The organism is Vibrio sp. Vb1729 (assembly GCF_033338655.1).
Lineage (GTDB): Bacteria > Pseudomonadota > Gammaproteobacteria > Enterobacterales > Vibrionaceae > Vibrio > Vibrio alginolyticus.
The window spans coordinates 54,233-80,427 of the sequence record NZ_JAWOTB010000010.1 but is presented as its reverse complement, the minus strand read 5'-3'; the positions used below and the strand labels follow the sequence as shown (position 1 = coordinate 80,427).

Annotated in this window: 20 protein-coding genes and 1 tRNA gene; 14 read left to right on the top strand and 7 right to left on the bottom strand. The window is 44.8% G+C overall.

Annotation, left to right across the window (positions count from 1 at the left end; genetic code table 11):
- The 4 genes from R7E29_RS04845 to nspC all read left to right on the top strand — a co-directional run bounded on the left by R7E29_RS04845 (window position 1) and on the right by nspC (window position 6,352).
- A tRNA-Gly gene (locus R7E29_RS04845) sits at window positions 1–76 on the top strand.
- 899 nt (window positions 77–975) lie between these two features.
- On the top strand, window positions 976–3,852 hold the full coding sequence (locus R7E29_RS04840; protein WP_054577040.1) for a pyridoxal phosphate-dependent class III aminotransferase: 2,877 nt from the start codon (window positions 976–978) through the stop codon (window positions 3,850–3,852).
- 18 nt (window positions 3,853–3,870) lie between these two features.
- Entirely contained in the window at window positions 3,871–5,115 is a 1,245-nt protein-coding gene (locus tag R7E29_RS04835; protein WP_054577039.1) for a carboxynorspermidine synthase, read from the top strand.
- A 103-nt stretch (window positions 5,116–5,218) separates the two neighbouring features.
- Window positions 5,219–6,352, top strand: coding sequence for a carboxynorspermidine decarboxylase (gene nspC / locus R7E29_RS04830; protein ID WP_017820473.1), 1,134 nt, complete (start codon window positions 5,219–5,221; stop codon window positions 6,350–6,352).
- A 77-nt stretch (window positions 6,353–6,429) separates the two neighbouring features.
- Here nspC and R7E29_RS04825 read toward each other — a convergent pair whose 3' ends face one another.
- Window positions 6,430–6,942: a glycine cleavage system protein R gene (locus tag R7E29_RS04825; protein ID WP_005376814.1), complete on the bottom strand. Its 513-nt coding sequence runs from the start codon at window positions 6,940–6,942 to the stop codon at window positions 6,430–6,432.
- Between the two features lie 221 nt (window positions 6,943–7,163).
- Entirely contained in the window at window positions 7,164–8,066 is a 903-nt protein-coding gene (locus tag R7E29_RS04820; RefSeq protein WP_033905662.1) for a DUF3943 domain-containing protein, read from the bottom strand.
- Window positions 8,067–8,257: 191 nt separating this feature from the next.
- Here R7E29_RS04820 and R7E29_RS04815 point away from each other — a divergent pair, with 191 nt between their 5' ends.
- Complete coding sequence (locus R7E29_RS04815) at window positions 8,258–9,490, top strand: CinA family nicotinamide mononucleotide deamidase-related protein (RefSeq protein ID WP_054577038.1); 1,233 nt, start codon at window positions 8,258–8,260, stop codon at window positions 9,488–9,490.
- Window positions 9,491–9,586: 96 nt separating this feature from the next.
- On the opposite strand, the gene yfaE is transcribed toward R7E29_RS04815, so the two are convergent.
- The 4 genes from yfaE to ubiG all read right to left on the bottom strand — a co-directional run bounded on the left by yfaE (window position 9,587) and on the right by ubiG (window position 14,576).
- Window positions 9,587–9,868: a class I ribonucleotide reductase maintenance protein YfaE gene (yfaE, locus tag R7E29_RS04810; protein WP_005376817.1), complete on the bottom strand. Its 282-nt coding sequence runs from the start codon at window positions 9,866–9,868 to the stop codon at window positions 9,587–9,589.
- Window positions 9,868–11,001, bottom strand: coding sequence for a class Ia ribonucleoside-diphosphate reductase subunit beta (nrdB, locus tag R7E29_RS04805; RefSeq protein ID WP_054577037.1), 1,134 nt, complete (start codon window positions 10,999–11,001; stop codon window positions 9,868–9,870). Before nrdB ends, yfaE begins: the two co-directional genes overlap by 1 nt.
- A gap of 83 nt (window positions 11,002–11,084) precedes the next feature.
- A complete protein-coding gene (gene nrdA / locus R7E29_RS04800) occupies window positions 11,085–13,367 on the bottom strand; it encodes a class 1a ribonucleoside-diphosphate reductase subunit alpha (RefSeq protein WP_054577036.1) in 2,283 nt (760 codons plus the stop codon).
- Between the two features lie 501 nt (window positions 13,368–13,868).
- A complete protein-coding gene (gene ubiG / locus R7E29_RS04795) occupies window positions 13,869–14,576 on the bottom strand; it encodes a bifunctional 2-polyprenyl-6-hydroxyphenol methylase/3-demethylubiquinol 3-O-methyltransferase UbiG (protein ID WP_054577035.1) in 708 nt (235 codons plus the stop codon).
- Between the two features lie 475 nt (window positions 14,577–15,051).
- On the opposite strand from ubiG, the gene gyrA reads away from it, so the two are divergent.
- The 3 genes from gyrA to R7E29_RS04780 all read left to right on the top strand — a co-directional run bounded on the left by gyrA (window position 15,052) and on the right by R7E29_RS04780 (window position 19,108).
- A complete protein-coding gene (gene gyrA / locus R7E29_RS04790; protein ID WP_054577033.1) occupies window positions 15,052–17,766 on the top strand; it encodes a DNA topoisomerase (ATP-hydrolyzing) subunit A in 2,715 nt (904 codons plus the stop codon).
- A 121-nt stretch (window positions 17,767–17,887) separates the two neighbouring features.
- The gene (locus tag R7E29_RS04785) at window positions 17,888–18,511 is read left to right on the top strand and encodes a tetratricopeptide repeat protein (RefSeq protein WP_054577032.1); all 624 of its coding nucleotides are present in this window, start codon (window positions 17,888–17,890) and stop codon (window positions 18,509–18,511) included.
- Window positions 18,512–18,553: 42 nt separating this feature from the next.
- Window positions 18,554–19,108 carry a hypothetical protein gene (locus R7E29_RS04780; protein ID WP_054577031.1) on the top strand — a complete coding sequence of 185 codons (555 nt, stop codon included), beginning with the start codon at window positions 18,554–18,556 and terminating at the stop codon, window positions 19,106–19,108.
- A gap of 122 nt (window positions 19,109–19,230) precedes the next feature.
- Here the strand turns inward: R7E29_RS04780 and nrfA are convergent, their stop codons facing one another.
- On the bottom strand, window positions 19,231–20,658 hold the full coding sequence (gene nrfA, locus R7E29_RS04775; protein ID WP_054577030.1) for an ammonia-forming nitrite reductase cytochrome c552 subunit: 1,428 nt from the start codon (window positions 20,656–20,658) through the stop codon (window positions 19,231–19,233).
- A gap of 450 nt (window positions 20,659–21,108) precedes the next feature.
- Here nrfA and nrfB point away from each other — a divergent pair, with 450 nt between their 5' ends.
- From nrfB to nrfF, 6 genes are read left to right on the top strand one after another with little or no spacing between them, the layout of a single operon-like run.
- A complete protein-coding gene (gene nrfB, locus R7E29_RS04770; protein ID WP_054577029.1) occupies window positions 21,109–21,711 on the top strand; it encodes a cytochrome c nitrite reductase pentaheme subunit in 603 nt (200 codons plus the stop codon).
- 1 nt (window position 21,712) lies between these two features.
- Window positions 21,713–22,399 (top strand): cytochrome c nitrite reductase Fe-S protein, encoded by a 687-nt coding sequence (gene nrfC / locus R7E29_RS04765; RefSeq protein ID WP_138940451.1) that lies wholly within the window; start codon window positions 21,713–21,715, stop codon window positions 22,397–22,399.
- On the top strand, window positions 22,396–23,367 hold the full coding sequence (gene nrfD / locus R7E29_RS04760; protein ID WP_005443386.1) for a cytochrome c nitrite reductase subunit NrfD: 972 nt from the start codon (window positions 22,396–22,398) through the stop codon (window positions 23,365–23,367). Before nrfC ends, nrfD begins: the two co-directional genes overlap by 4 nt.
- A 9-nt stretch (window positions 23,368–23,376) precedes the next feature.
- Window positions 23,377–25,284: a heme lyase CcmF/NrfE family subunit gene (locus R7E29_RS04755; RefSeq protein WP_171344306.1), complete on the top strand. Its 1,908-nt coding sequence runs from the start codon at window positions 23,377–23,379 to the stop codon at window positions 25,282–25,284.
- Window positions 25,262–25,795 carry a DsbE family thiol:disulfide interchange protein gene (locus R7E29_RS04750; protein WP_171344305.1) on the top strand — a complete coding sequence of 178 codons (534 nt, stop codon included), beginning with the start codon at window positions 25,262–25,264 and terminating at the stop codon, window positions 25,793–25,795. Before R7E29_RS04755 ends, R7E29_RS04750 begins: the two co-directional genes overlap by 23 nt.
- A complete protein-coding gene (gene nrfF, locus R7E29_RS04745; RefSeq protein ID WP_213906757.1) occupies window positions 25,782–26,192 on the top strand; it encodes a heme lyase NrfEFG subunit NrfF in 411 nt (136 codons plus the stop codon). The genes R7E29_RS04750 and nrfF overlap by 14 nt, the downstream gene beginning before the upstream one ends.
- Window positions 26,193–26,195: the final 3 nt, after the last annotated feature.

The following is a 26,195-nucleotide window of genomic DNA, read 5'->3' as shown; positions in this document are numbered from 1 at the left end:
GCGACACTAGCTCAGTTGGTAGAGCGCAACCTTGCCAAGGTTGAGGTCACGAGTTCGAACCTCGTGTGTCGCTCCAGATTTAAGGCCTAACATGAAAATGTTAGGCCTTTTTCGTATTTTTTTGAAAATCTCAAACTTCTTTTCTGTCACAGACTTCGTTAAGTAGCGAACCCTTTGTCTCATTGACTCAAGTGATTGTTAATTCTGCCATTGCAAAACATCTTAGCTATTCCTACTAGTCTATGTTTAAACCATCACTTGTGGTGAATAACCACTCTTACTCCAGGCAAAGCTGTGACGAGAATGCTATCTTTTTAAATGTTCCGGATATAGAAAGGAATGTTTTACGATTAAGCAGCACAACCTTAAACCTCTGTTTAGATGAGGTGATGATATCTCAAGAATATTTGTTTAAATAACAGCTATTTGAGAGAAGCAGAAAAGCATAGCTCATGAATATGAACATGTGAGTTGCAATGGGGTATGTTTTGTTGTGATTTACATCACTGTTACTAATATGAAAAATCGTTGCCAGAAGATTTTATTTTGTGATAAATTCGCGCGCAATCTCGGAGCGTAATTAACAACGTTTGATCTCTGGGGGATACGCGTAGTGACCATTCAAGCTGATTGTGACACTGCGTAGGGTAGGTATCGGCAAAGCCTTTTGTCGATAGACGGGATACTAATGCTGTAAACGCGGCATATTAATGGGAAACCCAACATTGAAACCTTTGAATAAACACACACTAATCAGCTTCATACTGCCGAAATGTCCTGTTTTACAAAACGGGTGCATTACAGAACCTTGATTAATCCCTTTTACATGTAAAGTCGCGAGTATCGTGGCGGATGATCTGTATTTGTCATTTATGCACTGACAAATGCGGAGGGGTATTCACACCTCCTGTAATTTCATTCTAATGATTATTAATACAGGATACAGAATTATTATAATTCAAGGGATTATGTAGTATGAGCACTGCCTTTGAAGTCGATAGCAATATCGCAAACATTTTTTCGTCTCAGGTTCCTATCGTTGAGGGAACGTATGACTTAACGCCAGATCAAGTATTGATTGATCAGGCTGAGCATGAATCTGAAGTACGTTCTTATCCACGTCGTTTGCCGATCGCAATTAAACAAGCCTTTGGGTGCTTGGTTGAAGATACGCGTGGACAGATCTTTCTAGACTGCCTTGCGGGGGCAGGCACTCTAGCTTTGGGGTATAACCATCCTGAAATAAACCAAGCGCTGAAAGAACAATTAGATTCAGGACTGCCATATCAGACGCTAGATATTGCAACATCAGCAAAAACGACGTTTATTCAATCTGTTAAGTCTTTTCTTCCTCAAGAGTTAAGCGAGAACAGCGTTATCCAATTTTGTGGCCCGTCTGGAGCTGATGCGGTTGAAGCTGCTATCAAGCTCGCGAAACAGACTACCGGTCGCAACACTATGTTTGCCTTCCGTGGCGCATACCATGGTATGACTAATGGTACGATGGGGATGATGGGTAACTTAGGCACCAAAGCTCGTCGAACTGGTTTGATGTCGGATGTGCACTTTATGCCTTTCCCATACAACCTGCGTTGTCCTTTTGGGCTTGGCGGTGATGAAGGTGCAAAAGCAAGTATTCGCTATATCGATCGTCTTTTAAACGATGATGAGTCAGGCATTATGAAGCCTGCCGCGATTATCGTGGAGCCAGTGCAAGGTGAGGGTGGTGTTGTTCCTGCGCCAGCATTCTGGCTACGAGAGTTACGTCGTATTTGTGATGAACACGGTATCTTACTGATCTTCGATGAGATCCAGTGTGGTGTTGGTAAAACTGGCTACAATTTCGCGTTCGAAGAGTCGGGCATTGTTCCAGATATTCTGTGTTTATCAAAAGCAATTGGCGGTGGATTACCAATGTCGCTATTGGTTATCAACAAGCAACATGATACATGGAAGCCGGGCGAGCACACAGGTACATTTCGTGGTAACCAGTTAGCCATGGTCTCTGGTGCGAAAGCATTAGAAATTATCCAGCGTGATAATCTTGTTGAGCATGCCAATATTGCGGGTCAGTACTTGCGCTACGGCCTTGAAAGTATTCAAAAGCGTGTGAACTGTATCGCAGAGGTTCGTGGCAAAGGTTTGATGCTAGGCGTGGAGATTAAAAACCCAGAAGGTGAGCTCAATAAATTTGGTGAACCTCAAGCGGATAGTGAACTCACACTTTCCATTCAACGCGCAGCACTCGAGCGTGGCTTGATCGTTGAGAAAGGTGGACGCGAAGGCGCAGTAATTCGTTTCCTTCCTCCTCTTATCATCTCGTTTGAGCAAATCGACTTTGTTTTACGTGTATTTGAAGACGCGATTTTAGCCGCTGGCGGTAGTCACATCGAAACTCAGCCACAAGATGAATGGAAGAAGCATTTCATCCACACTGGAGAGATGGGCAGCAATGAATTTGCTTCGGTGATGAATCACACTACTACGGCAATGAAGTCAGTGTTTGAACAAGTGACTGCACCGTATTCAGGTATGGATCCAAAAGCATTGGAAGCAGCGATTCACGACGTTGATCTTGATAATGGAAATGCACCTCTTAAATCCGTTATCGACGATGCTGCTGAGCTGGTCGCGAAAAACGCAATTTTTACTCAACATCCAGATTGTATTGCTCACCTACATACTCCACCGTTGATGCCAGCGATCGCGGCAGAGGCAATGATTGCGGCTTTGAACCAGTCGATGGACTCATGGGATCAAGCTTCATCAGCGACTTATGTTGAACAGAAAGTTGTGAACTGGCTATGCGATAAATATGAGTTAGGTGCAAAAGCGGACGGTATCTTCACGAGCGGCGGCACGCAAAGTAACCAAATGGGTTTGATGCTTGCGCGAGATTGGATTGCTGACAAACTCAGTGCACACTCAATTCAAAAGCTTGGCCTTCCTGAATACGCAGACAAGCTACGTATTGTATGTTCGAAAAAATCCCACTTCACGGTTCAAAAATCAGCGTCTTGGATGGGGTTGGGTGAAAAAGCGGTCATGACTGTCGATGCTAATGCCGATGGAACGATGGATGTCACTAAATTAGACGAAGTTCTCAATCAGGCCAAAGCAGAAGGTTTGATCCCATTTGCCATTGTTGGCACAGCGGGCACAACGGACCACGGTGCTATTGATGACTTAGACTTTATCGCCGATATGGCAGCGAAACATGACATGTGGATGCATGTCGACGGTGCATACGGTGGAGCTCTGATTCTAAGTAGCCAAAAAGCGCGTCTGAAAGGTTGTGAGCGTGCACATTCCATCAGCGTAGACTTCCATAAGCTGTTTTACCAAACCATCAGTTGTGGTGCGCTATTGGTAAATGACAAGTCTAACTTTAAATTCCTGCTTCACCATGCAGACTATTTGAACCGCGAACACGACGAACTACCGAACTTGGTGGATAAGTCTATTGCGACAACTAAGCGTTTTGATGCGCTCAAAGTGTTTATGACGATGCAAAGCGTAGGGCCAAAAGCCCTAGGCGATATGTATGATCATTTGCTTGAACAGACGCTTGAAGTGGCGGACATGATTCGAGATAACAAACACTTTGAGTTGTTGGCTGAACCATCACTATCTACGGTTCTGTTCCGCGCGACACATGAATCAGCGGATCTTGATGAACTGAACAAAACGTTGCGCTTAGAAGCGTTAACACGCGGTATCGCGGTATTGGGTGAAACCATTGTCGACGATAAAACTGCATTGAAATTTACGATTTTGAACCCGTGTCTGACGACGGCGGACTTTGAATCTTTGCTCTCAAAAATCAATACGCTAGCGGCAGAGCTAGTTTAACAAAGGTAACGGAAAACTATGGCAATTCTACAGATTGGTGCAGGCGGCGTTGGCTGGGTAGTTGCACATAAAGCAGCACAAAACAACGACGTTCTGGGTGATATCACAATCGCATCACGTACCGTAGGTAAGTGTGAGAAAATCATCGAATCGATTCAGAAGAAAAACAATCTGAAAGATTCAACTAAGAAATTAGAAGCGCGAGCGGTAAACGCGGACGACGTAGATTCTTTAGTTGCTTTAATTAAAGAAGTACAACCTGACTTAGTGATCAACGCAGGTCCTCCTTGGGTGAACATGTCTATTATGGAAGCATGTTACCAAGCTAAAGTGTCATACCTTGATACATCTGTTGCGGTTGACTTGTGCTCTGAAGGCCAACAAGTACCTCAAGCTTACGATTGGCAGTGGGGCTACCGTGAGAAGTTTGAAGAAGCGGGCATTACAGGTATTCTTGGTGCTGGTTTCGATCCGGGCGTAGTATCGGTGTTTGCCGCATACGCAGTGAAGCATCTGTTCGATGAAATCGATACTATCGACGTAATGGATGTAAACGCAGGCGACCACGGTAAGAAGTTCGCAACTAACTTTGATCCAGAAACGAACATGCTTGAGATTCAAGGCGATTCGTTCTACTGGGAAAACGGCGAGTGGAAACAAGTACCTTGTCACTCACGTATGCTTGAGTTCGAATTCCCGAATTGTGGCTCACACAAAGTGTACTCAATGGCGCACGACGAAGTTCGATCTATGCAAGAGTTCATCCCTGCGAAACGCATCGAATTCTGGATGGGCTTTGGTGACCGTTACCTAAACTACTTCAATGTGATGCGCGACATCGGTCTACTCAGCCCAGTTCCACTAACGCTTCATGACGGTACGGTTGTTCAACCTTTGCACGTGCTAAAAGCACTACTACCAGATCCAACATCACTCGCGCCAGGCTACACTGGCCTAACGTGTATCGGTACTTGGGTTCAAGGTAAGAAAGATGGTAAAGAGCGCAGTGTATTTATTTACAACAACGCTGATCACGAAGTCGCATACGAAGATGTTGAACACCAAGCTATCTCATACACCACTGGCGTACCAGCGATCACTGCGGCTTTGCAGTTCTTCCGTGGCAAATGGGCAGACAAAGGCGTGTTCAACATGGAGCAGCTAGATCCAGACCCATTCCTAGAAACCATGCCATCTATTGGTCTAGATTGGCATGTTCAAGAACTGGAGCCAGGACAACCTGTTATCCATAAATTGAAGTAAGAATTTAGCGACTCTTATTTGTACGTTTAAGCCGATGCACTTGCGTCGGCTTTGTTCGATTTTATAGTGTCTTTGCTAAGGCGAAGGGACGTAAGGTATCAAAATGCAACAAAACGAACTAAAAACGCCATACTTCATGATCAATGAAGACAAGCTGATTGAGAACCTAGAGAAAGCAAAACAGCTAAAAGACATCTCTGGTGTGAAGCTTGTATTAGCACTGAAGTGCTTCTCAACATGGGGTGTATTCGACATCATCAAGCCTTACCTAGACGGAACAACAAGTTCTGGCCCGTTTGAAGTGAAGCTTGGCTACGAAACGTTCGGTGGTGAGACACACGCATACAGTGTGGGTTACAGCGAAGATGACGTTCGCGATGTGGCGGACATCTGTGACAAGATGATCTTTAACTCTCAGTCACAGCTAGCGGCTTATCGTCATATTGTCGAAGGCAAAGCATCGATTGGCTTGCGCCTAAACCCAGGTGTGAGCTATGCAGGGCAAGACTTAGCAAACCCAGCGCGTCAATTCTCTCGTCTTGGTGTTCAGGCTGATCACATCAAACCGGAAATTTTTGATGGTATTGATGGCGTAATGTTCCACATGAACTGTGAGAACAAAGACGTGGATGCGTTTATCGGCTTACTCGATGCTATTTCAGCTCAGTTTGGCGAGTACCTAGATAAGCTGGACTGGGTAAGCATGGGCGGCGGCGTGTTCTTCACATGGCCGGGTTATGACATCGAAAAGCTTGGCCTAGCGCTGAAAGCGTTTGCTGAAAAACACGGCGTGCAAATGTACCTAGAACCGGGCGAAGCGATCATTACCAAGACGACTGACCTAGTGGTCACTGTGGTTGATATCGTTGAGAACGTAAAGAAGACGGCGATTGTCGATTCAGCCACAGAAGCTCACCGCTTAGATACGTTGATCTACAATGAGCCAGCGTCAATTCTTGAAGCATCTGAAAATGGTGAACACGAGTATGTGATCGGCTCGTGCTCTTGTTTGGCTGGAGACCAGTTCTGCGTGGCGAACTTCGAACAGCCTCTAGAGATAGGACAGCGTCTGCATATTCTAGATAGTGCCGGTTACACCATGGTGAAACTGAACTGGTTTAACGGTCTACGTATGCCGTCGGTCTACTGTGAACGCTCGAATGGTGACATTCAAAAACTGAATGAATTTGACTACTCTGATTTCAAACGTTCACTGTCTCAGTGGTCAGTGATATAAAACGTATTGAGTATTAGAACGACAAAGAGCAGCTGAATTGCTGCTCTTTTTATTGGGGAAGCGTTAAAGGTATGCAGTTAGCTTTCTACAATTACACGAGTGTCTTCACTCAGAGATTCTAACTCATTGGCTATGTCTTCAATTTCTAGCTCGCTAGGTAGTTTTATCGCCATTTTAGCGCTGAATAAGCTAGAGCTTACCCCTCCGCCTCCAGCAATGAATACACGCTGACAATCCATATCTAAAATTGAGATACCTTGATTATCGAGAACGTGAGTAATTTCATTCACAATACCCGCTCTATCGTTGGCATCTAAACGAAGTTGGAAGATAGTGTCTTCACGATATGAATGAGGCTCAGAGTCGACGAACCTAACAACAAGAGTCTGACAAGAAGAGAACGCCTGTTTAACGATGTCGGCATTTTCTCTTGGAAGCTCTACTTTGATGACACCTGCAACTTGGTCTTCGATAAAGTTTACTTTGCTGATCAGCCATTTCCCGCCGTTTTCGTGTGTGATTGCAGCGAGCTCTTTAATCGTGGCGGGTGACGCTTGTCCGACAAAATTAACAATAAATACGGTGTTCATAATGTCCCCTCCTGGAATCAAGGTTTGGACGCAGTACGAATAAACGTGCTACTTAAGTTATTGGAATAAATCCTTTTATTTAGTGTAGGTGCTAAGGGCAGGTAATGTTTGATGAAAGTCAATTTTTAACACTAATTCGTGATGCAAATAATTAAAACAATGTTCAGAGCACAAAAAAGCAGCCATCGTAAGGCTGCTTTTTACCGAGTATCAACTTAGGATTAGAAGGTTACTTTTAACTCGACACCATAAAATTGACTGTCGTAGTTTGCGCCTGCGTCCATGGCGAATTTTGCAACATCTTGATTTCCAAACCAAGGTGATGAATTGAATTGTAGTTCTGCACTACCGCCCCATGCATCAGTTACCCAATAATGAATATGTCCAACAGGGTTTAAGAAGAAGAGCGAAACATCACCTGCGGTTTCAGAGCCCATAACTTCGCCGCCGTTGGCAATAATGTCTTGCTCAGCCGTTAACATCATTTCACCGACAACAGCACCAAAGAATGGTGTGATAAAAATATCCTGCCAAGACGGTACTTCTGCGAACGCTTCTACGCCATACTCCCAAAAGAACGTCGACATAGTTGCGGAGTACAAAAACGACTGAAATTCATTATAGCCAGCGTGACGTGCTGCCGTGTAGTAAACGCCGCCAAAATATGGGTGCATGATGTAGTTGAGGACATGTTCATCACGATCCCAAACGGGGCCGTCAGAGACATTATCTTTCCACTTTTGCCCCAACTTACTCATGTCACGGTCTTCTTCGTCCCATTTGGTGATACTTTCTGGAAGAAAAGTCATCATGCCTACGGTCGCGATACTGAGACCTAGAATGGTGTAGGTTTGACCCATCAGATAATCCCAGTCTTTATCTTGAGGGATGATGAGATGTTTAGGCTGAAGCCCTGCGTCAAGGTTTAGCGAATCATCATTATTCTGTTCATACATAACACCGCGATTTTGAGCCTCGAAGGTGTACAGAGTCGTCGTTTCGCAGTAACCTGACAAGCAATCAGGTGTGTAAGAAAACTCTGTATGACGGCTTAGGTCATAGTGACTTGCTTGCGCAAGCGCTGACGAAGCCAAGCAAAGGCCTGTTAGAGTCGTCTTGAACATGGATGATTTTGACACAAAGGTCTCCGAGTTAATGGTGTATGTTCGGGCTCGTAATTATCCCTCAAAACATCAATCATTTAAACACTTGACCCTTATTTAGTCCCAACAAACCTCGGCGAGATTTGTCCAAATAAAAAGAAAAATAAGCGCTATAACGAAAATAGGATTGTGCTTACGTTCAGGAGTCAGTTGTGAAAATAGCAATGCTTAGTACTGGTGAGGAAGTCCTCCAAGGTGATATTGTTGATACTAATGCGGCATGGTTGTCTAGCCTGTTTTATCAACATGGATTTGGCTTAACAAAGCGCTCAACGGTTGGTGATAGCCTATCGAGTTTGGTTGAAGAGTTTTTAATGCTCAGCTTTAACAACGATGTGGTTATTGTTAATGGTGGTTTAGGCCCTACAACGGATGACATGAGTGCTGCCGCCGCCGCGAGAGCCGCCGATTGTAAACTGGTGCTATTCAGAGAGTGGTTGCAGCATCTAGAAAGTTTGTATGCTCGACGTGGCATCCCTATGCCGGACAGTAATTTAAAGCAAGCAATGCTGCCAGAAACGGCAGAGATATTGGACAACCCGATAGGCACTGCTTGCGGTTTCAAAATGCTGATTAATGATGCCATTTTTTATTTCACACCGGGTGTACCAAGTGAATTTAAGCTCATGGCAGAGACGCAAATTCTTCCCGATCTGAGAAGAGTGTTTCCAGATGTTCAAGGTTCATGTTGTAGCCGAATCTACACGTTTGGTCTGTCTGAATCCGGTATTTCAGATAAGCTAGATCAGCTAAAACTTCCTCAAGGCTATGAGCTAGGGTATCGCTCTTACTTGCCTTTTATTGAAGTGAAACTTTTTGGTCCTTCAGATCAGATTGAACAGCGTTTGAAACTAGTACAGATAATTAATAAACACCTTGAGAGTAATACCGTTAGTATTGACTTACCTATGGTTGAAAATGTCGGCCAGTTGTTGGTCGATAAAGGACTAACAGTGTCGACCTCCGAAAAAAGTAGCGGAGGATACTTAACGTACTGGCTAAACGGTGATGAAAACGCTGAAAAGCAACTAGGGCATGGTTGGATACTACCGAGCCTGACTCAAGCGATGGCCAACAGCGGAGATCCATTAGCAGAGACGTTTGCTCTGGCTGGCGCTACGCGAGAGAAGTGTGGGACGGATTTATCACTCGTTACTGGCCATATTGAAGAGGGTGTTTTTTCCGTCGCTTTATCGACACCGTCAGGCGAGTGGGGAGCATTATATAAACTCTCGAAAAAGTATCAGCGCAATGATCAAGTTAAAGTGATCAGCACGGCAGCACTAGACTTGTTGCGTCGCTACCTAGAACGTAAACCGATGTTTGCGCATTATGCATTTTTAGAGAAAGTTAAAGAGATGCACCTCCCGAGCAGTGCTTTATAACCAAAGCTCTATACAGTAGTCTGAGAGACAAAACACAGAGACAAAAAAGCCAAGGTGATTACCTTGGCTTTTGCATTTTATACCGTCGAGTCAACGTTATGCGCGCTGCTTTTCTTTCATCGCGTAGTTAACGCCGCTAAGTGACAAATCTGATTTTGCTTTACAGATACAAGGTAATATTTCATCACTTTGTGTGTAAGCCATGGCAAAACCAACATACTCCACTTCACCAGACTCCAATTTGCAGCGACAGGCGCCGCAGTGCCCATCACGGCAGTTGTATTCTGGTAATAGGCCAGCTTGCTCCATTGTTTCCAAAATCGTATTGGAAGGGTTGGATTCAATGCTGATCAGTTTGTTGATTTTGAGTGTTGCCATTACAGCTCGAATCCTTCGAAGTCATCTGCGCGAACTTCATTGTCAATTTGACCCACAAGGTAAGAAGAGATTTCTGCTTCTTGAGGCGCAACTTGAACGTTATCTGAAGACAACCAAGCGTTAATCCATGGAATTGGGTTAGTTGTTGCTTCTGGATACGCTGCTGGTAGACCTACCGCTTGCATACGAATATTTGTGATGTATTCAACGTATTGGCTTAGGATGTCTTTGTTTAGACCGATCATAGAGCCATCTTTGAATAGATACTCTGCCCACTCTTTTTCTTGCTCTGCCGCTTCTTTGAATAGGTCAAAACAGTCCTGTTTTGCCTCTTCTGCGATTTGCATGAAAGTGAAGTCATCTTGACCGTTACGTAGCAGGTTGATCATGTGCTGCGTGCCATTTAAGTGAAGTGCTTCGTCACGAGCGATCAGCTTGATGATTTTCGCGTTACCTTCCATTAGTTCGCGTTCTGCGAAAGCGAAAGAACATGCGAAACTTACGTAAAAACGAATAGCTTCTAATGCGTTAACAGACATCAGACAGATATACAGCTTCTTCTTAAGATCGTACAGACTAACCTGAACCGTTTCACCGTTAAGGACATGCTCACCTTCACCGTAGCGATGGTAATCATTCGTCGCTTGAATCAAATCGTCGTAGTAGTGCGCGATGTCTTTTGCACGCTTCAGAATGTGCTCGTTCTCAACGATATCATCAAACACTACAGCAGGGTCGTTCACGATGTTACGAATAATGTGTGTGTAAGAACGAGAGTGAATCGTTTCAGAGAAAGACCAAGTCTCAATCCAAGTCTCTAGTTCTGGTAGAGACACAAGCGGCAGCAGTGCCACGTTAGGGCTGCGGCCTTGGATAGAGTCAAGAAGCGTTTGGTACTTCAAGTTAGAGATGAAGATGTGCTTCTCGTGATCTGGCAGTTTGTTGTAATCGATACGGTCGCTAGATACGTCTACTTCTTCTGGACGCCAGAAGAAAGAAAGTTGTTTCTCGATAAGTTTTTCGAAAATCTCAAACTTTTGTTGGTCGTAACGTGCAACGTTTACTGATTGACCTAGGAACATTGGTTCCTTCAATTGGTCATTCTTTTTTTGGTTAAAAGTACTGTAAGCCATAATGCCTCAATTCCTTTTAAACCTCCCCGTAAGGGGGAGGTTATCGATAGTCTGTCTTTACGGGTTCGCTAGGTACGGGAAGATTAAATCTTACAACCGCCGCCAGCACAATCGTCATCTTGTGGTTGAACAGCGTCTTTCTGTTCATCTTTCGCGCCATCACGAGTGTTGTGGTAGTAAAGCGTTTTCACACCAAACTTATACGCTGTTAGCAGGTCTTGAAGTAGTTTCTTCATTGGAACCTTGCCAGTCTCGTAACGTGACGGGTCGTAGTTAGTATTAGCAGAGATAGCTTGGTCAACAAACTTCTGCATAATACCCACAAGGTGTAGATAACCGTCGTTCGAACCGATATTCCAAAGCAGTTCATAGCTGTCTTTAAGTTCTGTGAACTCTGGTACAACTTGCTTCAGGATACCGTCTTTCGAAGCTTTTACTGAAACGTAACCACGTGGTGGCTCAATACCGTTAGTTGCGTTTGAAATCTGAGAAGAAGTCTCAGAAGGCATTAGCGCAGTCAGTGTTGAGTTACGTAGGCCGTGCTCCATAATTTCTTTACGTAGGCTGTCCCAGTCGTAGTGCAGCGCTTCGTCACAAATTAGGTCGATATCTTTCTTATACGTATCAATCGGCAGTAAGCCTTTCGCGTAGTTCGTCTCGTCGAATGAAGGGCACTTACCTTGTTCTTTCGCCAGTGCTACAGATGCTTTCAATAGGTAGTACTGCATTGCTTCGAACGTACGGTGAGTTAGGCCGTTCGCGCTACCGTCAGAGTATTTCACGCCATTCTTCGCTAAGTAGTAAGCAAAGTTAATCACACCAACACCTAGCGTACGACGGTTCATAGTCGATTTGTATGCCGCTGGTAGAGGGTAATCTTGGTAATCAAGCAGTGCATCTAACGCACGAACAACAAGATCGGATAGCTCTTCGAAATCATCTAGAGACTTGATAGCACCTAAGTTGAATGCAGAAAGCGTACACAGTGCGATCTCGCCTGAGTCATCTTCAACGTTAGTTAATGGTTTCGTTGGTAGTGCGATTTCTAAACATAGGTTCGACTGACGAACTGGAGCAACTTCAGAATCAAATGGGCTGTGAGTATTACAGTGGTCCACGTTCTGGATGTAGATACGACCCGTTGATGCACGCTCTTGCATTAGCAGAGTGAACATTTCAATCGCTTTAACCGTTTCTTTCTTGATTGAAGGATCGTTCTCGTACTTCACGTATAGACGCTCAAACTCTTCTTGGTTTTCGAAGAATGCGTCGTACAGACCAGGTACATCAGATGGTGAGAATAGCGTAATATTGCCGCCTTCAACTAAACGTTGGTACATCAGTTTGTTTAACTGAACACCGTAGTCCATGTGACGAACACGGTTTTCTTCAACACCACGGTTGTTCTTAAGTACCATTAGTGAGCGTGCTTCACCGTGCCACATTGGGTAGAACACAGTAGCTGCGCCACCACGTACACCACCTTGTGAACAACATTTTACTGCTGTTTGGAAGTACTTGTAGAACGGAATACAACCAGTGTGGAATGCTTCACCACCGCGAATCTCTGAGCCTAATGCACGGATACGACCTGCGTTGATACCAATACCAGCGCGCTGAGATACGTAACGAACAATTGAGCTTGCTGTTGCGTTAATAGAATCAAGACTATCGCCACACTCGATCAGAACACATGAGCTGAACTGGCGAGTAGGGGTACGCACGCCAGACATAATTGGCGTAGGTAGAGAAATCTTAAATGTCGATGTCGCATCGTAGAAACGTTTGATGTAATCAAGACGCGTCGCTTTTGGATATTTCGCAAATAAGCACGCTGCTACAAGGATGTATAAGAACTGAGCACTTTCGTAAATTTGGCCCGTAACACGGTTCTGTACGAAGTACTTACCCTCTAGCTGCTTAACTGCCGCGTATGAGAAGTTTAGGTCGCGTTTATGGTCGAGGTACGCATCAAGTTCGTCGAGTTCTGCTTTTGTGTAGTCTTCTAGAATATGTTGATCGTACTTACCCATATCGACGAGGTGAGACACGTGATCATAAAGCGTTGGTGGCTCGTATTGGCCATACGCTTTTTTACGCAGATGGAATACCGCTAGGCGAGCAGCTAGGTATTGGTAATCCGGAGTCTCTTCAGAGATCAGGTCTGCCGCAGACTTGATGATTGTCTCGTGAATATCTGTCGTTGTGATGCCGTCGTAAAACTGGATGTGAGCGCGAAGTTCTACTTGAGAAACCGAAACATTATCTAGACCTTCTGCAGCCCAAGTGATAACGCGGTGGATTTTATCCAGATCGATACTTTCTTTACGGCCATCACGCTTGGTGACGGTAAGTTGTTGGTTCATTCTGCTTTATTTCCCTAAGAAAACTGATAAAAGCCGTATTTTTGTTTGTTTATGTGCAATATGAGTAAAGCTTGCGGCGGCTTTGTGATCAAAGTCTATCTATATATTGTCGCTTAAACACAACATATAGGGGTTCATTTGTTTGCGGGTTACAAGATAGTGCTATTACACTGATTTATCAAGGTACAGATCGGGGATGACTTGTGGATAACTGACAAAATGAAAAAAATCAGTAAGTGAACACTAACCGATGAGAAAAGGGCAGACTTGAATGGTTAAAAGTACGGTTTCGAGATCGGTTTAGAAATAACCGCATGCAAAAATATTTTCCTTGATCTTTGGCCGTTTTTATCTACGAAAAATGGCTTGGTCAAAATGGAATCTAGAGCACGAATTTTAGCCATAAAAAGACAAAAAAAGCGGCAACTTTGTGCTACCGCTTCCGATTCATTTTCTTTAAAAAATGTCAATCACAAAACTCATTTTTTAACTTAATAGCGTTCAGTATTTTTTAGTATGAACGATGTAGTTTACATCTACATTACGACCGAGTTTGTAGCTATCATTTAGAAGGTTGTAATGAAGCCCAGTAATGCCCATTTCCGTCAGGTCAGTTTGGTCTATCATCTTCATCATTTCGGCTGGCTTGATAAACTTATCGTGCTCATGAGTGCCTTCAGGAACAATCTTAAGAAGCTTCTCAGCACCGACAATAGCAAATAAGTACGACTTAATGTTTCGGTTCAAAGTTGAGAAAAACACGTGACCACCGGGTTTGACTAGCGCAGCACAAGAGCGGATAACGGAGAGAGGATCTGGAACGTGTTCAAGCATCTCCATACAAGTCACGACATCGTAAGTTCCTGCGTTTTCTATAGCGTGGTCTTCTATTGTGCTCTGAATGTAGGTCAGTTGAGTACCTGTTTCTAATGCATGTAGTCGCGCGACTTCTAATGGTTCTTTACCCATATCAAGTCCAGTCACAATAGCGCCTTCTTTTGCCATGCTTTCAGCAAGAATGCCACCACCACAGCCGACATCAAGTGCGCGCTTGCCAAACAAGCCATTTGCTTTTTCAAGTACATAGTTCAAACGAAGTGGGTTAATTTGATGAAGCGGCTTAAACTCGCCTTCTAAATCCCACCATCGAGAAGCCATGTCCTCGAATTTCTTAATTTCACTTGGGTCGACGTTTTGTGCTTTAGTCATAATTGGTTTTATTGCATTCAATCTGAGTCCTTTAGAGGGCGCCAGTATACTCCAACGTTTTACACCCAAACAACCTCGATGTGCTTAGTTAAGGGACAATGACAGAGTCCATTGGCGCGGCAATCGAGACAGGTGCCTGTAATTTTGAAAGCGCTAGCTATTGTTTTTGGTTCATTCTTGAACTGGTGCCAGTGACAATAACTCTAAAACCTGCATTTTCGCGTTGTGTAGTTAAAGGAATTTACCTCGCTTTTCCGCGTAAAGAGTCCGATTTTGCTCAATATTGACCGAAATATAACCACTAATCAGAAAGATATGGGATGAGTGTGCAAATTCTCGACATTTGATTCATAACCAAGCTCACAACCTGATAAAAGGAGAGGGAAAGTGATGCCGAAGTGATGAATTGTGTGTTATATTTTTGCACCTTACACGTATCGTAATTACGATCAGATAATAGAGGGATAATGGCTCTATGAGCGATTTAGCTAAAGAGATCACGCCCGTAAACATTGAAGATGAGCTTAGAGGTTCATATCTAGACTATGCGATGTCAGTCATCGTGGGTCGTGCTCTTCCAGATGTGCGTGATGGCCTAAAACCAGTACACCGCCGCGTTTTATTCGCGATGAACGTACTAGGCAACGATTGGAACAAACCATATAAAAAATCAGCCCGTGTTGTCGGCGACGTAATCGGTAAATATCACCCACATGGTGATAGTGCTGTGTACGACACAATCGTACGTATGGCTCAGCCGTTCTCGCTTCGTTACATGCTGGTCGATGGTCAAGGTAACTTTGGCTCGATCGATGGCGACTCTGCTGCGGCAATGCGTTACACCGAAGTTCGAATGGCAAAAATTGCCCATGAACTATTGGCTGACCTAGATAAAGAAACCGTAGACTACGTACCAAACTACGACGGTACTGAGCAGATCCCAGCGGTTCTTCCAACTAAAATTCCAAACCTATTGGTTAACGGTGCTTCTGGTATCGCAGTAGGTATGGCAACCAACATCCCGCCTCATAACCTTGGCGAAGTGATTGATGGCTGTCTTGCATACATCAATAATGAAGAAATCACTATTGATGAACTAATGGATTACATTCCTGGTCCTGATTTCCCAACGGCGGCGCTTATCAGCGGTCGTAAAGGCATTGTAGACGCGTACAAAACAGGTCGTGGCAAAATCTACATGCGTTCGAAAGCGGACATCGAAGTGGAGAAGAATGGTAAAGAGACCATTATCGTCACTGAAATTCCTTACCAGGTGAACAAAGCTCGCTTGATCGAAAAGATCGCTGAGCTAGTTAAAGATAAGAAAGTAGAAGGCATCAGTGCACTGCGCGACGAGTCAGATAAAGACGGTATGCGCATTGTTATTGAGTGTAAGCGTGATGCTGTAGGCGAAGTAGTTCTAAACAACCTTTACGCTCAGACTCAGCTGCAAACCACTTTCGGTATCAACATGGTGGCCCTAAACAATGGCCAGCCACAGCTATTCAACCTAAAAGATATGTTGAAGTGCTTCGTTGATCACCGTCGTGAAGTTGTGACACGTCGTACTATCTTCGAACTGCGTAAAGCGCGTGAACGTGCTCATATCCTTGAAGGTTTAGCTCTAGCGCTTGCTAACATTGATGAAATCATTGAGCTTATCCGTAAGGCACCTACACCGGCTGAAGCAAAAGCGGGTCTTATCGCTCGTGGTTGGGATTTAGGCAACGTTTCAGCAATGCTAGAGCGTGCTGGTACAGATGCTGCGCGCCCTGAATGGCTAGAGCCTGAATATGGTATTCGTGATGGTCAGTACTTCCTGACTGAGCAACAAGCACAAGCTATCCTAGATCTACGTTTACATAAACTAACAGGTCTAGAACACGAGAAGATTCTAGGCGAATACAAAACACTTCTAGAAGAAATCGCTGAACTCATGCATATCCTTGCGAGCACTGAGCGTTTGATGGAAGTTATCCGTGAAGAACTTGAAGCGGTTCGTGACGGCTTTGGTGACGCTCGTCGTACAGAAATCACAGCTGCGAGCCATGATATTGACATGGAAGAGCTGATCGCACGTGAAGACGTTGTAGTTACTCTATCTCACGGTGGTTACGTTAAGTACCAAGTACTGAGCGACTACGAGTCACAGCGCCGTGGTGGTAAAGGTAAGAGTGCGACTAAGATGAAAGATGAAGACCATATCGAGCGTCTTCTAGTGGCGAATACCCACGATAACATCTTGTGTTTCTCTACTCGTGGTAAGACATACCGCCTGAAAGTTTACCAATTGCCTCTAGCGAGCCGTACTGCGCGTGGTAAGCCAATTGTGAACATCCTTCCACTCGAAGAAGGTGAGCGCATTACCGCGATTCTGCGTGTTGATGAATTCTCTGAAGACAAATTCATCTTCATGGCAACAGGTGACGGTACGGTTAAGAAAACGCCGTTGAACCAGTTTGCAAACGTACGTTCAAACGGCCTAATCGCTGTGAACCTACGTGAAGACGATTCGTTAATCGGTGTGGATATCACTAACGGCGAAAACGAAATCATGCTGTTCTCTAAAGCGGGTAAAGTGGTTCGCTTTAAAGAAGCAGAAGAGATTCCAGTACTTGATGAAAATGGTAAACCAGTTCTTGATGAGAATGGTCAGCCAGAGATCAAGTTTAAAGGTGTTCGTCCTATGGGTCGTACCGCCTCTGGTGTTCGTGGTATGAAACTGGCTGAAAATGACCAAGTTGTATCACTTATTGTTCCTTCGCACGAAGGCGATATCCTAACGGTTACAGAAAACGGTTATGGTAAACGTACAGCACTTAGCGAGTACCCGACAAAAGGTCGTGGCACTCAAGGTGTAGTTTCTATCAAAGTTTCTGAGCGAAATGGCCCGGTAGTTGGTGCTATCCAGGTTGTTGAAGGTGATGAAATGATGATGATCACCGACGCTGGCACGTTAGTACGTACTCGTGTGGGTGAAGTTAGCCAGGTTGGTCGTAACACCCAAGGTGTGACACTTATCCGTACAGCTGAAGACGAATCAGTAGTTGGTCTACAACGCATCGACGAAGTTGAAGAAGTTGAATTGCCAGAAGGCGAAGAAGCAGAAGCAACAGAGGCTAGCGCAGAAGGTCAAGCTCCTGAAGCGCCAGCAGCAGATGATGCAGCTGAAGGTTCAGAAGAAGAGTAAGCTTCTTCTTAATCGCTAAATTTGAAAGCCGAGCATAACGCTCGGCTTTTTTGTATCTGTATCAACGCAATGAAAGTCGGAAACCAGTACACTGGCGTTATCTTTATTCATAGGTTGCTTTATGTCTGTTTGGTTTTTCGTTGCCATCACCTTGATGGGCTTGTTCATCGTCCTCTTATCACTGAGTGCATCAAAAGTGAAACCTACCCAATGGTTCGGCTTTTGTCTGTTAGTGCTTGTCATAACCAGTGCAAGTTTCTTATTGCTGCATCAAACTCCGCCTAAACCAATACAAGCGGAAATGTCACGAATGATGACTGCTCGTGACATCATGAAAGAGATTCAAGACCAGTTGCGTGAAGATCCGAACAACGCTGAATTGTGGTTCCAACTCGGGCAGGGCTACCTGCTAGAGGGGGAATTTGATGGCGCGCTGATTTGTTTTGATTACGCGATCCAGCTGACTGAGCCAGTCAGTGCCACGCAACTTGCCGCAAAAGCGACGACCTTGTACTACATTCACCAGCAATCAATGACGCAAGAAGTTAGCTTGCTTTTGGAGCAAGCTTTGCAGATAGAACCGCACAATGAAGCCGCTTTGTCTTTGATCGCAAATGATCATTTTCTGTCATTCCGATTTCAGGAAGCGATTGATGCCTGGGTACTATTATTAGATTCTGATGATCCAAATTTAGATAGGGTGCAAATCATTAACTCTATTAACAAAGCAAAAGAGCTGTTGTAAGCGTACAATTTAACAAGCAATAGAGGGAAAGGTGGGCAACGAATGAAAAATAAAGCACTAAGCATATTGGTTTTGCTGTGCGGCTCTGTGCTGGCGGGTTGTAGCTCTTCCGATCATTCTGGCTCTTCCTCTACGGTTTATTATTCATCGGGTTACTACGACCCGTGGTGGTACGATCATGACGACTACTGGATTTATTACTATCCGGGCTGTTGCGATAACGACGATGAATACAAAGCGAAACTGGAAGAGTGGTGGAATGGTTTAGATGAAGACCAACAGCAATCCATCAAAGACAAAGTCGAAGATTGGAAAGACGATGATATGTCCGCCAATATCGATAACATGAAACGCCAACTCGACGATCATTGGCAATCACTGCCAGACGAGCAAAAGCAAGAGATTCAAACCAAGTGGGAGAATCGTCCGGAGCGTATTGAGCCAGCGGCTTTACAAGACAAAGCGGTAAAAGAAAAGGTTCAACAAAGAAAAGCACTGCCGGAAACGAAGATCCAGCGCCCAGTTGCTCGCCCAAATGTGCAGATGCCAAAAGCACGTCCAAATATTCAACCTAGACCTAGGCTTCCTCGTCGCTAGTACATTCGATTTTTACTCTCGATAGAATCGAGGGTGAAGAGATAAAGATAACAAAGAAATAAAGAAAAGGGGCGTTCAGTACGCCCCTTGTTGTATCTATAGATTAATCTCTGAGAGTTAGACTAATACGTGGCTTCGCGTTCAGCTGCTGCTTTATCCCACTCTGGCGCTACTGTTTCTAGGAAGTGTTTCTTGTCAGCGTTCATCTTATCCATATCCATGCCCAGTGCTTGTTGTGCTTTGGCCTTGGTCGAGATATCTGGAATTTGAACAGGGTCAGTAATGCCTTTGGTTGCCAGTAAGCGAACCAATTTGGTACGAGCGTCAGCGGCGCGGTCAACTGCAGTACCTAGGACTTCTAGTGCTACCTCAGGAGCATGCATGTGAACACCGTGAGAAGCAATTGCGTAGTCCCAACGCCATTGTGCATGGCGAATATCTTGTAGGATAGGTTCCATCTCTGCTTCTGTTGCACCTGCTTTCCACGCCGCGCCTGCTTCAAAGTGTGCCGCTACGATTTGCTTCTCGGCGGTTAGCTTCATGTTCAATACTTGTGCTTTGCGAGTCGAAACGATGCCTTGTAGCTGCTCTTTAGTTTGGGTATGACATTGTGCACAGGTGTCTTCGAAGCGATCAAACGGGTTACCCACTTTGTGGTCTGTGTACACCGTGCCGTCTGCTTTGGTTACTTTAGGCATGTGGCAGTCCACACACACCACTTTGTTTTTGCCATGGATGCCATCGCGCCATGTTTCGTAACCCGGGTGTTGTGCTTTTAGCATCGGAGCTTTAGATACTGCATGCGTCCAATCTTTGAAATTCAACGCGTCGTAGTATTTCTCCATGTCATTAACGGTGGTGCCCATATCCCATGGGAACTTAACCGCTTTAGTCGGGCCGGTGAAGTAGTATTCAACGTGACATTGAGCGCAGACCGATGCTTGCTTATCTAGGCGAGATTGTTCATCAAAGTTTTTACCAATAGTATCAAAAGCACGCTCGACGTATGGGCGAGTCAGTGCTAGCGCAGGTTCGCCTTTCTTGAAGGCTTCAGAGCCTGTGTTGTGGCAATCGGAACAACCGATAGGGTTGACGATTTCTGAGCCTAAGCGTGCCCATTTACCTTCGAAATAACCGTCTTCACCACGTTCATCAATCACGCGAGCAACGTCTGGGCTTTTACAGCTCCAGCACGCCATCGGCATAGGGCCGGATTTTTCATCAGTCGGTGCGCCGGTACGTAAGGTTTGACGAACATCATCAAGTGCGTAAAAGTGACCGCGCGCTTTGTTGTAGTCTTTCGCGAAGCCATAACCAGCCCACAGGATAACCATGTTTGGGTCTTCACTTAGAGCATCTTCAATGTGCTCACTTTCGGATGTTGCTTTCCAAGAATGGTATTGATCAGGGTGGTTCTGTTCAAAGACATCGTTACGAGGATCGATGAGGCCTTTTTCTTCTGCCGCCAACGGAGCGCCGACCAAAAATAATTGGCTGGCGAATAAGGTCGCAACCGCAATAGGTGCGCTCATCCAGTGTTTTATGCTCACGGTGTTATCTCCATATTCGTTTTTATTAGCAGCGTTGTGAGAAGCTATTCCAAATAAGAACTGGAGATCTACGATTAATAATATTGCTTAATTGGATAGATGAAATAGTGAGTGAATCTTGTCTTGTTTTAGATCAATTTACACCAGTGATCTCAGTCATGTTTGAATTTATATACCCCTAAAGTGGTAGTTGTTAAGTTATTGTTCTGCAATGCTTTGGGGTTTTAACCTTTTTAAAAATAGGGTGATTTAGTTCGCTTTTTGAGCAGGTGTTTCTACCCCTTATGAATAATAGAGGTATTATAAATATAGGTTTAGCGTTGTGGCTTTCCGAAATAAGAATTGATGTCATTTGAAGATCTAAAAAATATCTTCAGAGGAAATTAATTGTCGCTCAAATAAATAATTGAGAATAGTTATCAATTATTATCGAGCTAAGGAAAGAACAATATGGGCAATATAAAATTGACCATAGATACAATGCTGAAACTTCTCTTCGTCTTTGCCATCTATGGTTTCTCCATCGCCGCCCATGCGACTTCTTCAGAGCCGATTGAAGGTGCTCAAGCTGAGCGTCATCAAGTCGAGTTGATCCGTGACCGAGACTACAAGTGTCTTCAATGTCATAAGGACGCCAAAGAGACTCTGAATCTATCGCATGATTCGCAAGCGTTATTGAGTCAAGGTAAGCAGCTCAATTGCACTAACTGCCATAGCAACATCGGCCCTGATCACCGTGAAGGCGCGCCTGATGTGATTAAGTTTTCTGCCGCGCAATCGAAAGAGGTACACGACAAAGTGTTCCTTGATCCAAGCATGATTCTTAAAGCCAACAGCCGATGTGTGGATTGCCATGCACCGACACAACTGAGAGAAAGCCACTGGACGCACGATGTGCACGCCAAAAACCTCACTTGTTCAAATTGCCACGATGTACACGCAGCGAAAACCAAAGCGTTGTCGTACGACAGAAAACAACTGATCAAGCAGTGTGTGGATTGTCACTCTGAATTTGCCGTCGAACCTGAGCTTGCCAAAGAAGAGGAGAGATAGCATGAAATGTTCGAGAAGAAACTTTTTAGCCTGCAGCGGCGCGTTGATTTTAACTACAGGCGTTGCAGGCACTTCCGTTGTTAGCTCCTCTCTTCATGCCAGCAACCGTGAACAAGCGAAACGCATGGGTATGGTTCATGATGAAAATGCCTGCATTGGCTGTACCGCTTGTACCGATGCTTGTCGCGAAGTAAATAAAGTCCCTGAAGGCGTAACGCGACTTAAAATTCATCGCAGTGAACCGATTGGCGAATTCCCAGATGTGGAATACCAGTTTACTCGCGAATCCTGTCAGCACTGTGATAACCCACCATGTGTATACGTTTGTCCAACAGGCGCTGCATACAAAGATGAAGCGACCGGCATCGTGGATGTACACAAAGATAAATGTGTCGGATGTGGTTATTGCCTTGCTGCTTGCCCTTACCAAGTGCGCTTCTTTAATCCCGTCGATCACTCTGCGGATAAATGTAACTTCTGCCGTGATACCAACCTAGCGCAAGGTAAGCAGCCAGCTTGCGTGGAATCTTGCCCAACAAAAGCACTCATCTTTGGTGATTTAAATGATCCAACTAGCGAGGTGAGCAAAGCTATCGAAAGCCATGTTGTCTATCGCGATAAATCGCATTTAGGTACGCAACCTAAACTGTACAAAATTCCGCATAGCAAAGGGGAGGTGTCATCATGAACGGCTTCGAAAGTGCATTCCACTTTGACTCGTTAGTCTGGGATTGGATCATCGCGATTTACTTATTCCTTGCTGGGATGTCAGCAGGTGCGGTGATGATTTCTATCTATTTAAAACGCAAAGTGATTGAAGGTGATCCCGCAAACAACGGCATCATGAAAGCGATGGCTTGGCTCGCACCATTTGGCATCATTGCTGGGTTGGTAATTTTGATTTTCCATTTAACCAAGCCTTTAGAGTTTTGGAAGATCATGATCTACTACAACCCAACGTCGGTAATGTCGATGGGCGTGATCTTGTTCCAAGTTTACATGCTAGTGCTGTTTGTTTGGATCGGCGTTATCTTCCGCCATCAAATCATCAGCTTCTGTGAAGGGAAGTTACCAAGCAAACTGTTGGATTTTGCTGACGGCATTTTAATTAAGGCGGGGAAAGCCAACAACGCCATTGAATTGTTCTTGGGCTTCTTAGCTATCGTGCTTGCGGCATACACCGGCTTTCTATTGTCTGCGTTGAAGACTTACCCGATGCTAAACAATCCAGTACTGCCAATCTTGTTCTTGTTCTCTAGTTTGTCCTCGGGTGCAGCAGCATGCTTGATGTTCGGTATCTTGGTGTTTAAAGAGTCGACCAGCAGCCCAAGTGTGTCTTGGGTACACGGATTTGAACGCCCAGTAGTATTGTTTGAGCTGTTTGTCTTAGTGACCTTCTTTACTGGATTGATCTTCAGCGGTGGTCAGAACGAAGTCGCGGCTTGGAATGCAATTTCGAGTGGGTTCTGGGCTCAATGGTTCTGGGTTGGAGTAGTGTTCATCGGCATGATTACGCCTTTGACTCTCAATTGGTTAACGCCTTCAGAAGTGCGCCACAAAGGCAGTTACGTTTTTGTGGTCACGACGTTGAGCTTGGTTGGCGTACTTATGCTGCGTACTTTCATTCTCTATGCCGGTCAAATGACCATAGTGTAAGGGGGAAAAATGGAGGCTGAGCTAGGGTTCTTCTTACTGATATTGGTGGCTGTAACATCGACTTGTGCATCGCTTCTGCATTGGCTACGTCGTGCTATGGGTAAGAAGGCGACATTGCCGCATCAAGTCGCTATGTCCCACATCATTAGCTTAGCTTCCATCATTTGTTTAGCACTTCTGATCGTCTGCTTCGTGCAAGACAACTTCGCGTTGGAATATGTTGTTACGCATTCCAACAGTCAACTTCCCGTGGCGTTCAAAATTGCTGCCGCTTGGGGTGGGCACCAAGGCTCCATGTTGTTTTGGGTCGTCACCCTGAGTTTATGGGCGTCGTTTATTGCATTTAAGTCACCGCTCAATGCCCAATATACTTGTGACTGTTTAGGAATCATGAACGTTCTGATTGGGACGTTTGCATGGTTCACGTTAATGACCTCTAACCCGTTCGAGTATGCCCAAGTATTGGCGTCGGAAGGGCGAGATCTAAACCCTATGCTGCAAGATGTTGGGCTTATCATTCATCCACCATTGCTTTATCTCGGTTATGTCGGTTACGCAGCAATATTAGCTTTTGCATTAGCGGCGCTATTGGGTAAACAACCGATGAGCGATTGGTATGTGGTCGCTCGAAGCGCAGCGTTTTTTGCATGGGGAACGCTCACGTTGGGTATCTTGGTGGGATCATGGTGGGCGTACAATGAACTAGGGTGGGGCGGCTGGTGGTTTTGGGACCCTGTGGAGAACGCTTCTCTACTCCCTTGGCTTACTGGTACTGCTTTGTTGCACAGCGGTGTTGTCGCAACACGTAACAGAGGCGCAATTTGGAGCTCCTATGCACTGGCGTTTGCTACGTTCAGCCTAAGCATTTTAGGGACATTCGTGGTGCGCTCTGGCGTGCTGACTTCAGTGCACGCTTTTGCGGTGGACCCAACTAAAGGTTTGGTGCTGATTGGTGTATTGAGCTTGCTTGTCATTATCACTTTTGGCGTACTGATTTTGCGAGGAGAACAACTCCCTCGTTTCAAACTTCAATCTCTAGCGAGCCGAGCTTACACTGCTTATATCGCCAAAGGGCTGCTGGTTATTGCGACTGCCATCGTTTTTCTTGGCACTTTTTATCCGATGGTTTATCAACTGCTCGGTTTAGGGAACATTTCAGTTGGCGCACCTTACTTTAATAGTCTGATCTTCCCATTAAGCATACTGGCTCTGATTGCCTTAGCATTCATGCCAGTGCTGAAATGGACAAAAGGCACAGTTCCGAGTGTAAGCGGTGATATCGCGATCAGTATCGCGTTATCTCTAGTCTCTGGGATCGGGTTTATGTTCTCAGTGAATGCACTGCATTTCGAAGTATTGTTAACCATAACGTTGGCTACTTGGGTGATTGTGGCGCATCTCGTTATGCTGTTTCGCTGCTCCAATAAGCGTAAACTCATGCCAATCGTGATGGCACATATCGGTTTTGCACTGGCGGTGAGTGGGGCTGTATTCAACAGTCACTACTCATATGAACACAATTTACGTGTCGAACCTGGCAGTTCTCAACAAAGAGCGGGGATCACTATCGATTATCATGGTATCGAATGGCTGGTGGGGCCAAACTACACCGCGGAACAAGGACAGATCACCTTGCACTTGGAAGATGGCCGCATGCTCAATTTCAACCCGCAAAAGCGTCATTACCCTGTGCGAGTGATGAATATGACCGAGCCTGCGATTCGTTCACTATGGCATGGCGATTATTACGTGACATTGGGTGACAAAGTCGATACTTATGCTTATGCGATTAAAGTTCAGTACCGCGCAGGTATTTGGTGGATATGGTCTGGCGGGCTACTAGCTGTGTTTGGTGCGCTATTAACAGGCTTAAAGAAAAGGAGAGAGGCTATCAATGCGATCGAGAAATACGCTTAAACTCGCAGGTCTCGTTGTGGCTGTTGCCGTGTTTGCTGTAGTAACTGCGGTGGCTTTGTCTGAGCGACCACATGTTGAATTGTCCCCACAACGAAATTTAGAGACACCTAATTTTCGCTCTACTTCTCTGATCTCTGATGACATGGTTTCTGAGCAGTTGTTCAAAAGCGACGGATATAAATTATTGAATGTTTGGGCATCTTGGTGCGGAGTATGCAAACGAGAGCATGAAGAGTTATTGCAGTTAGCAGAACTCGGTGTGCCTATTATTGGGCTGAATTATAGAGATCAAAAACAAGCCGCTCGTGAATATTTGAGCTCTAAACGAAATCCATATATTGAAGTAATTAGTGACCCTAATGGAAAGCTTGCTGTGGAGCTAGGTGTTATCGGAACGCCGGAAACTTACTTGATTGATCAAAATGGTAGTATATTGATCAAATATCGTGGGGAGCTAACGGCAGATAAATGGAACGATATATTTTCAGGATACTTGAATGTTTCGATTTAATAATCTTCTCCTCACTTTAATCCTATTTATACTATTTTCTCCTTCCACGAGAAGTGCGGATATAGAACAGAATGTTGATCTGTTTGAATTTCATTCTGTTGAAGTGCAACAGCGTGCAACCTCGTTAGCCAAGACCTTACGCTGCCCGCAGTGTCAAAACCAAAACCTTGTCGAGTCTAATGCACAAGCGGCTAAAGACCTGAGGTTGAAAGTGTATACGATGGCCAATGAAGGCAGCTCAGATCAAGAAATAAAGGACTATCTAGTTGCTCGTTATGGGAATATTGTTCTGTATCAACCACCATTAAATTATTCCACGGCGCTGTTGTGGATCTTTCCTGTGCTATTTTTGATCTTTTTTGTCTTATATTCGATCCGAATGGTGAAGCGTAATTAATGT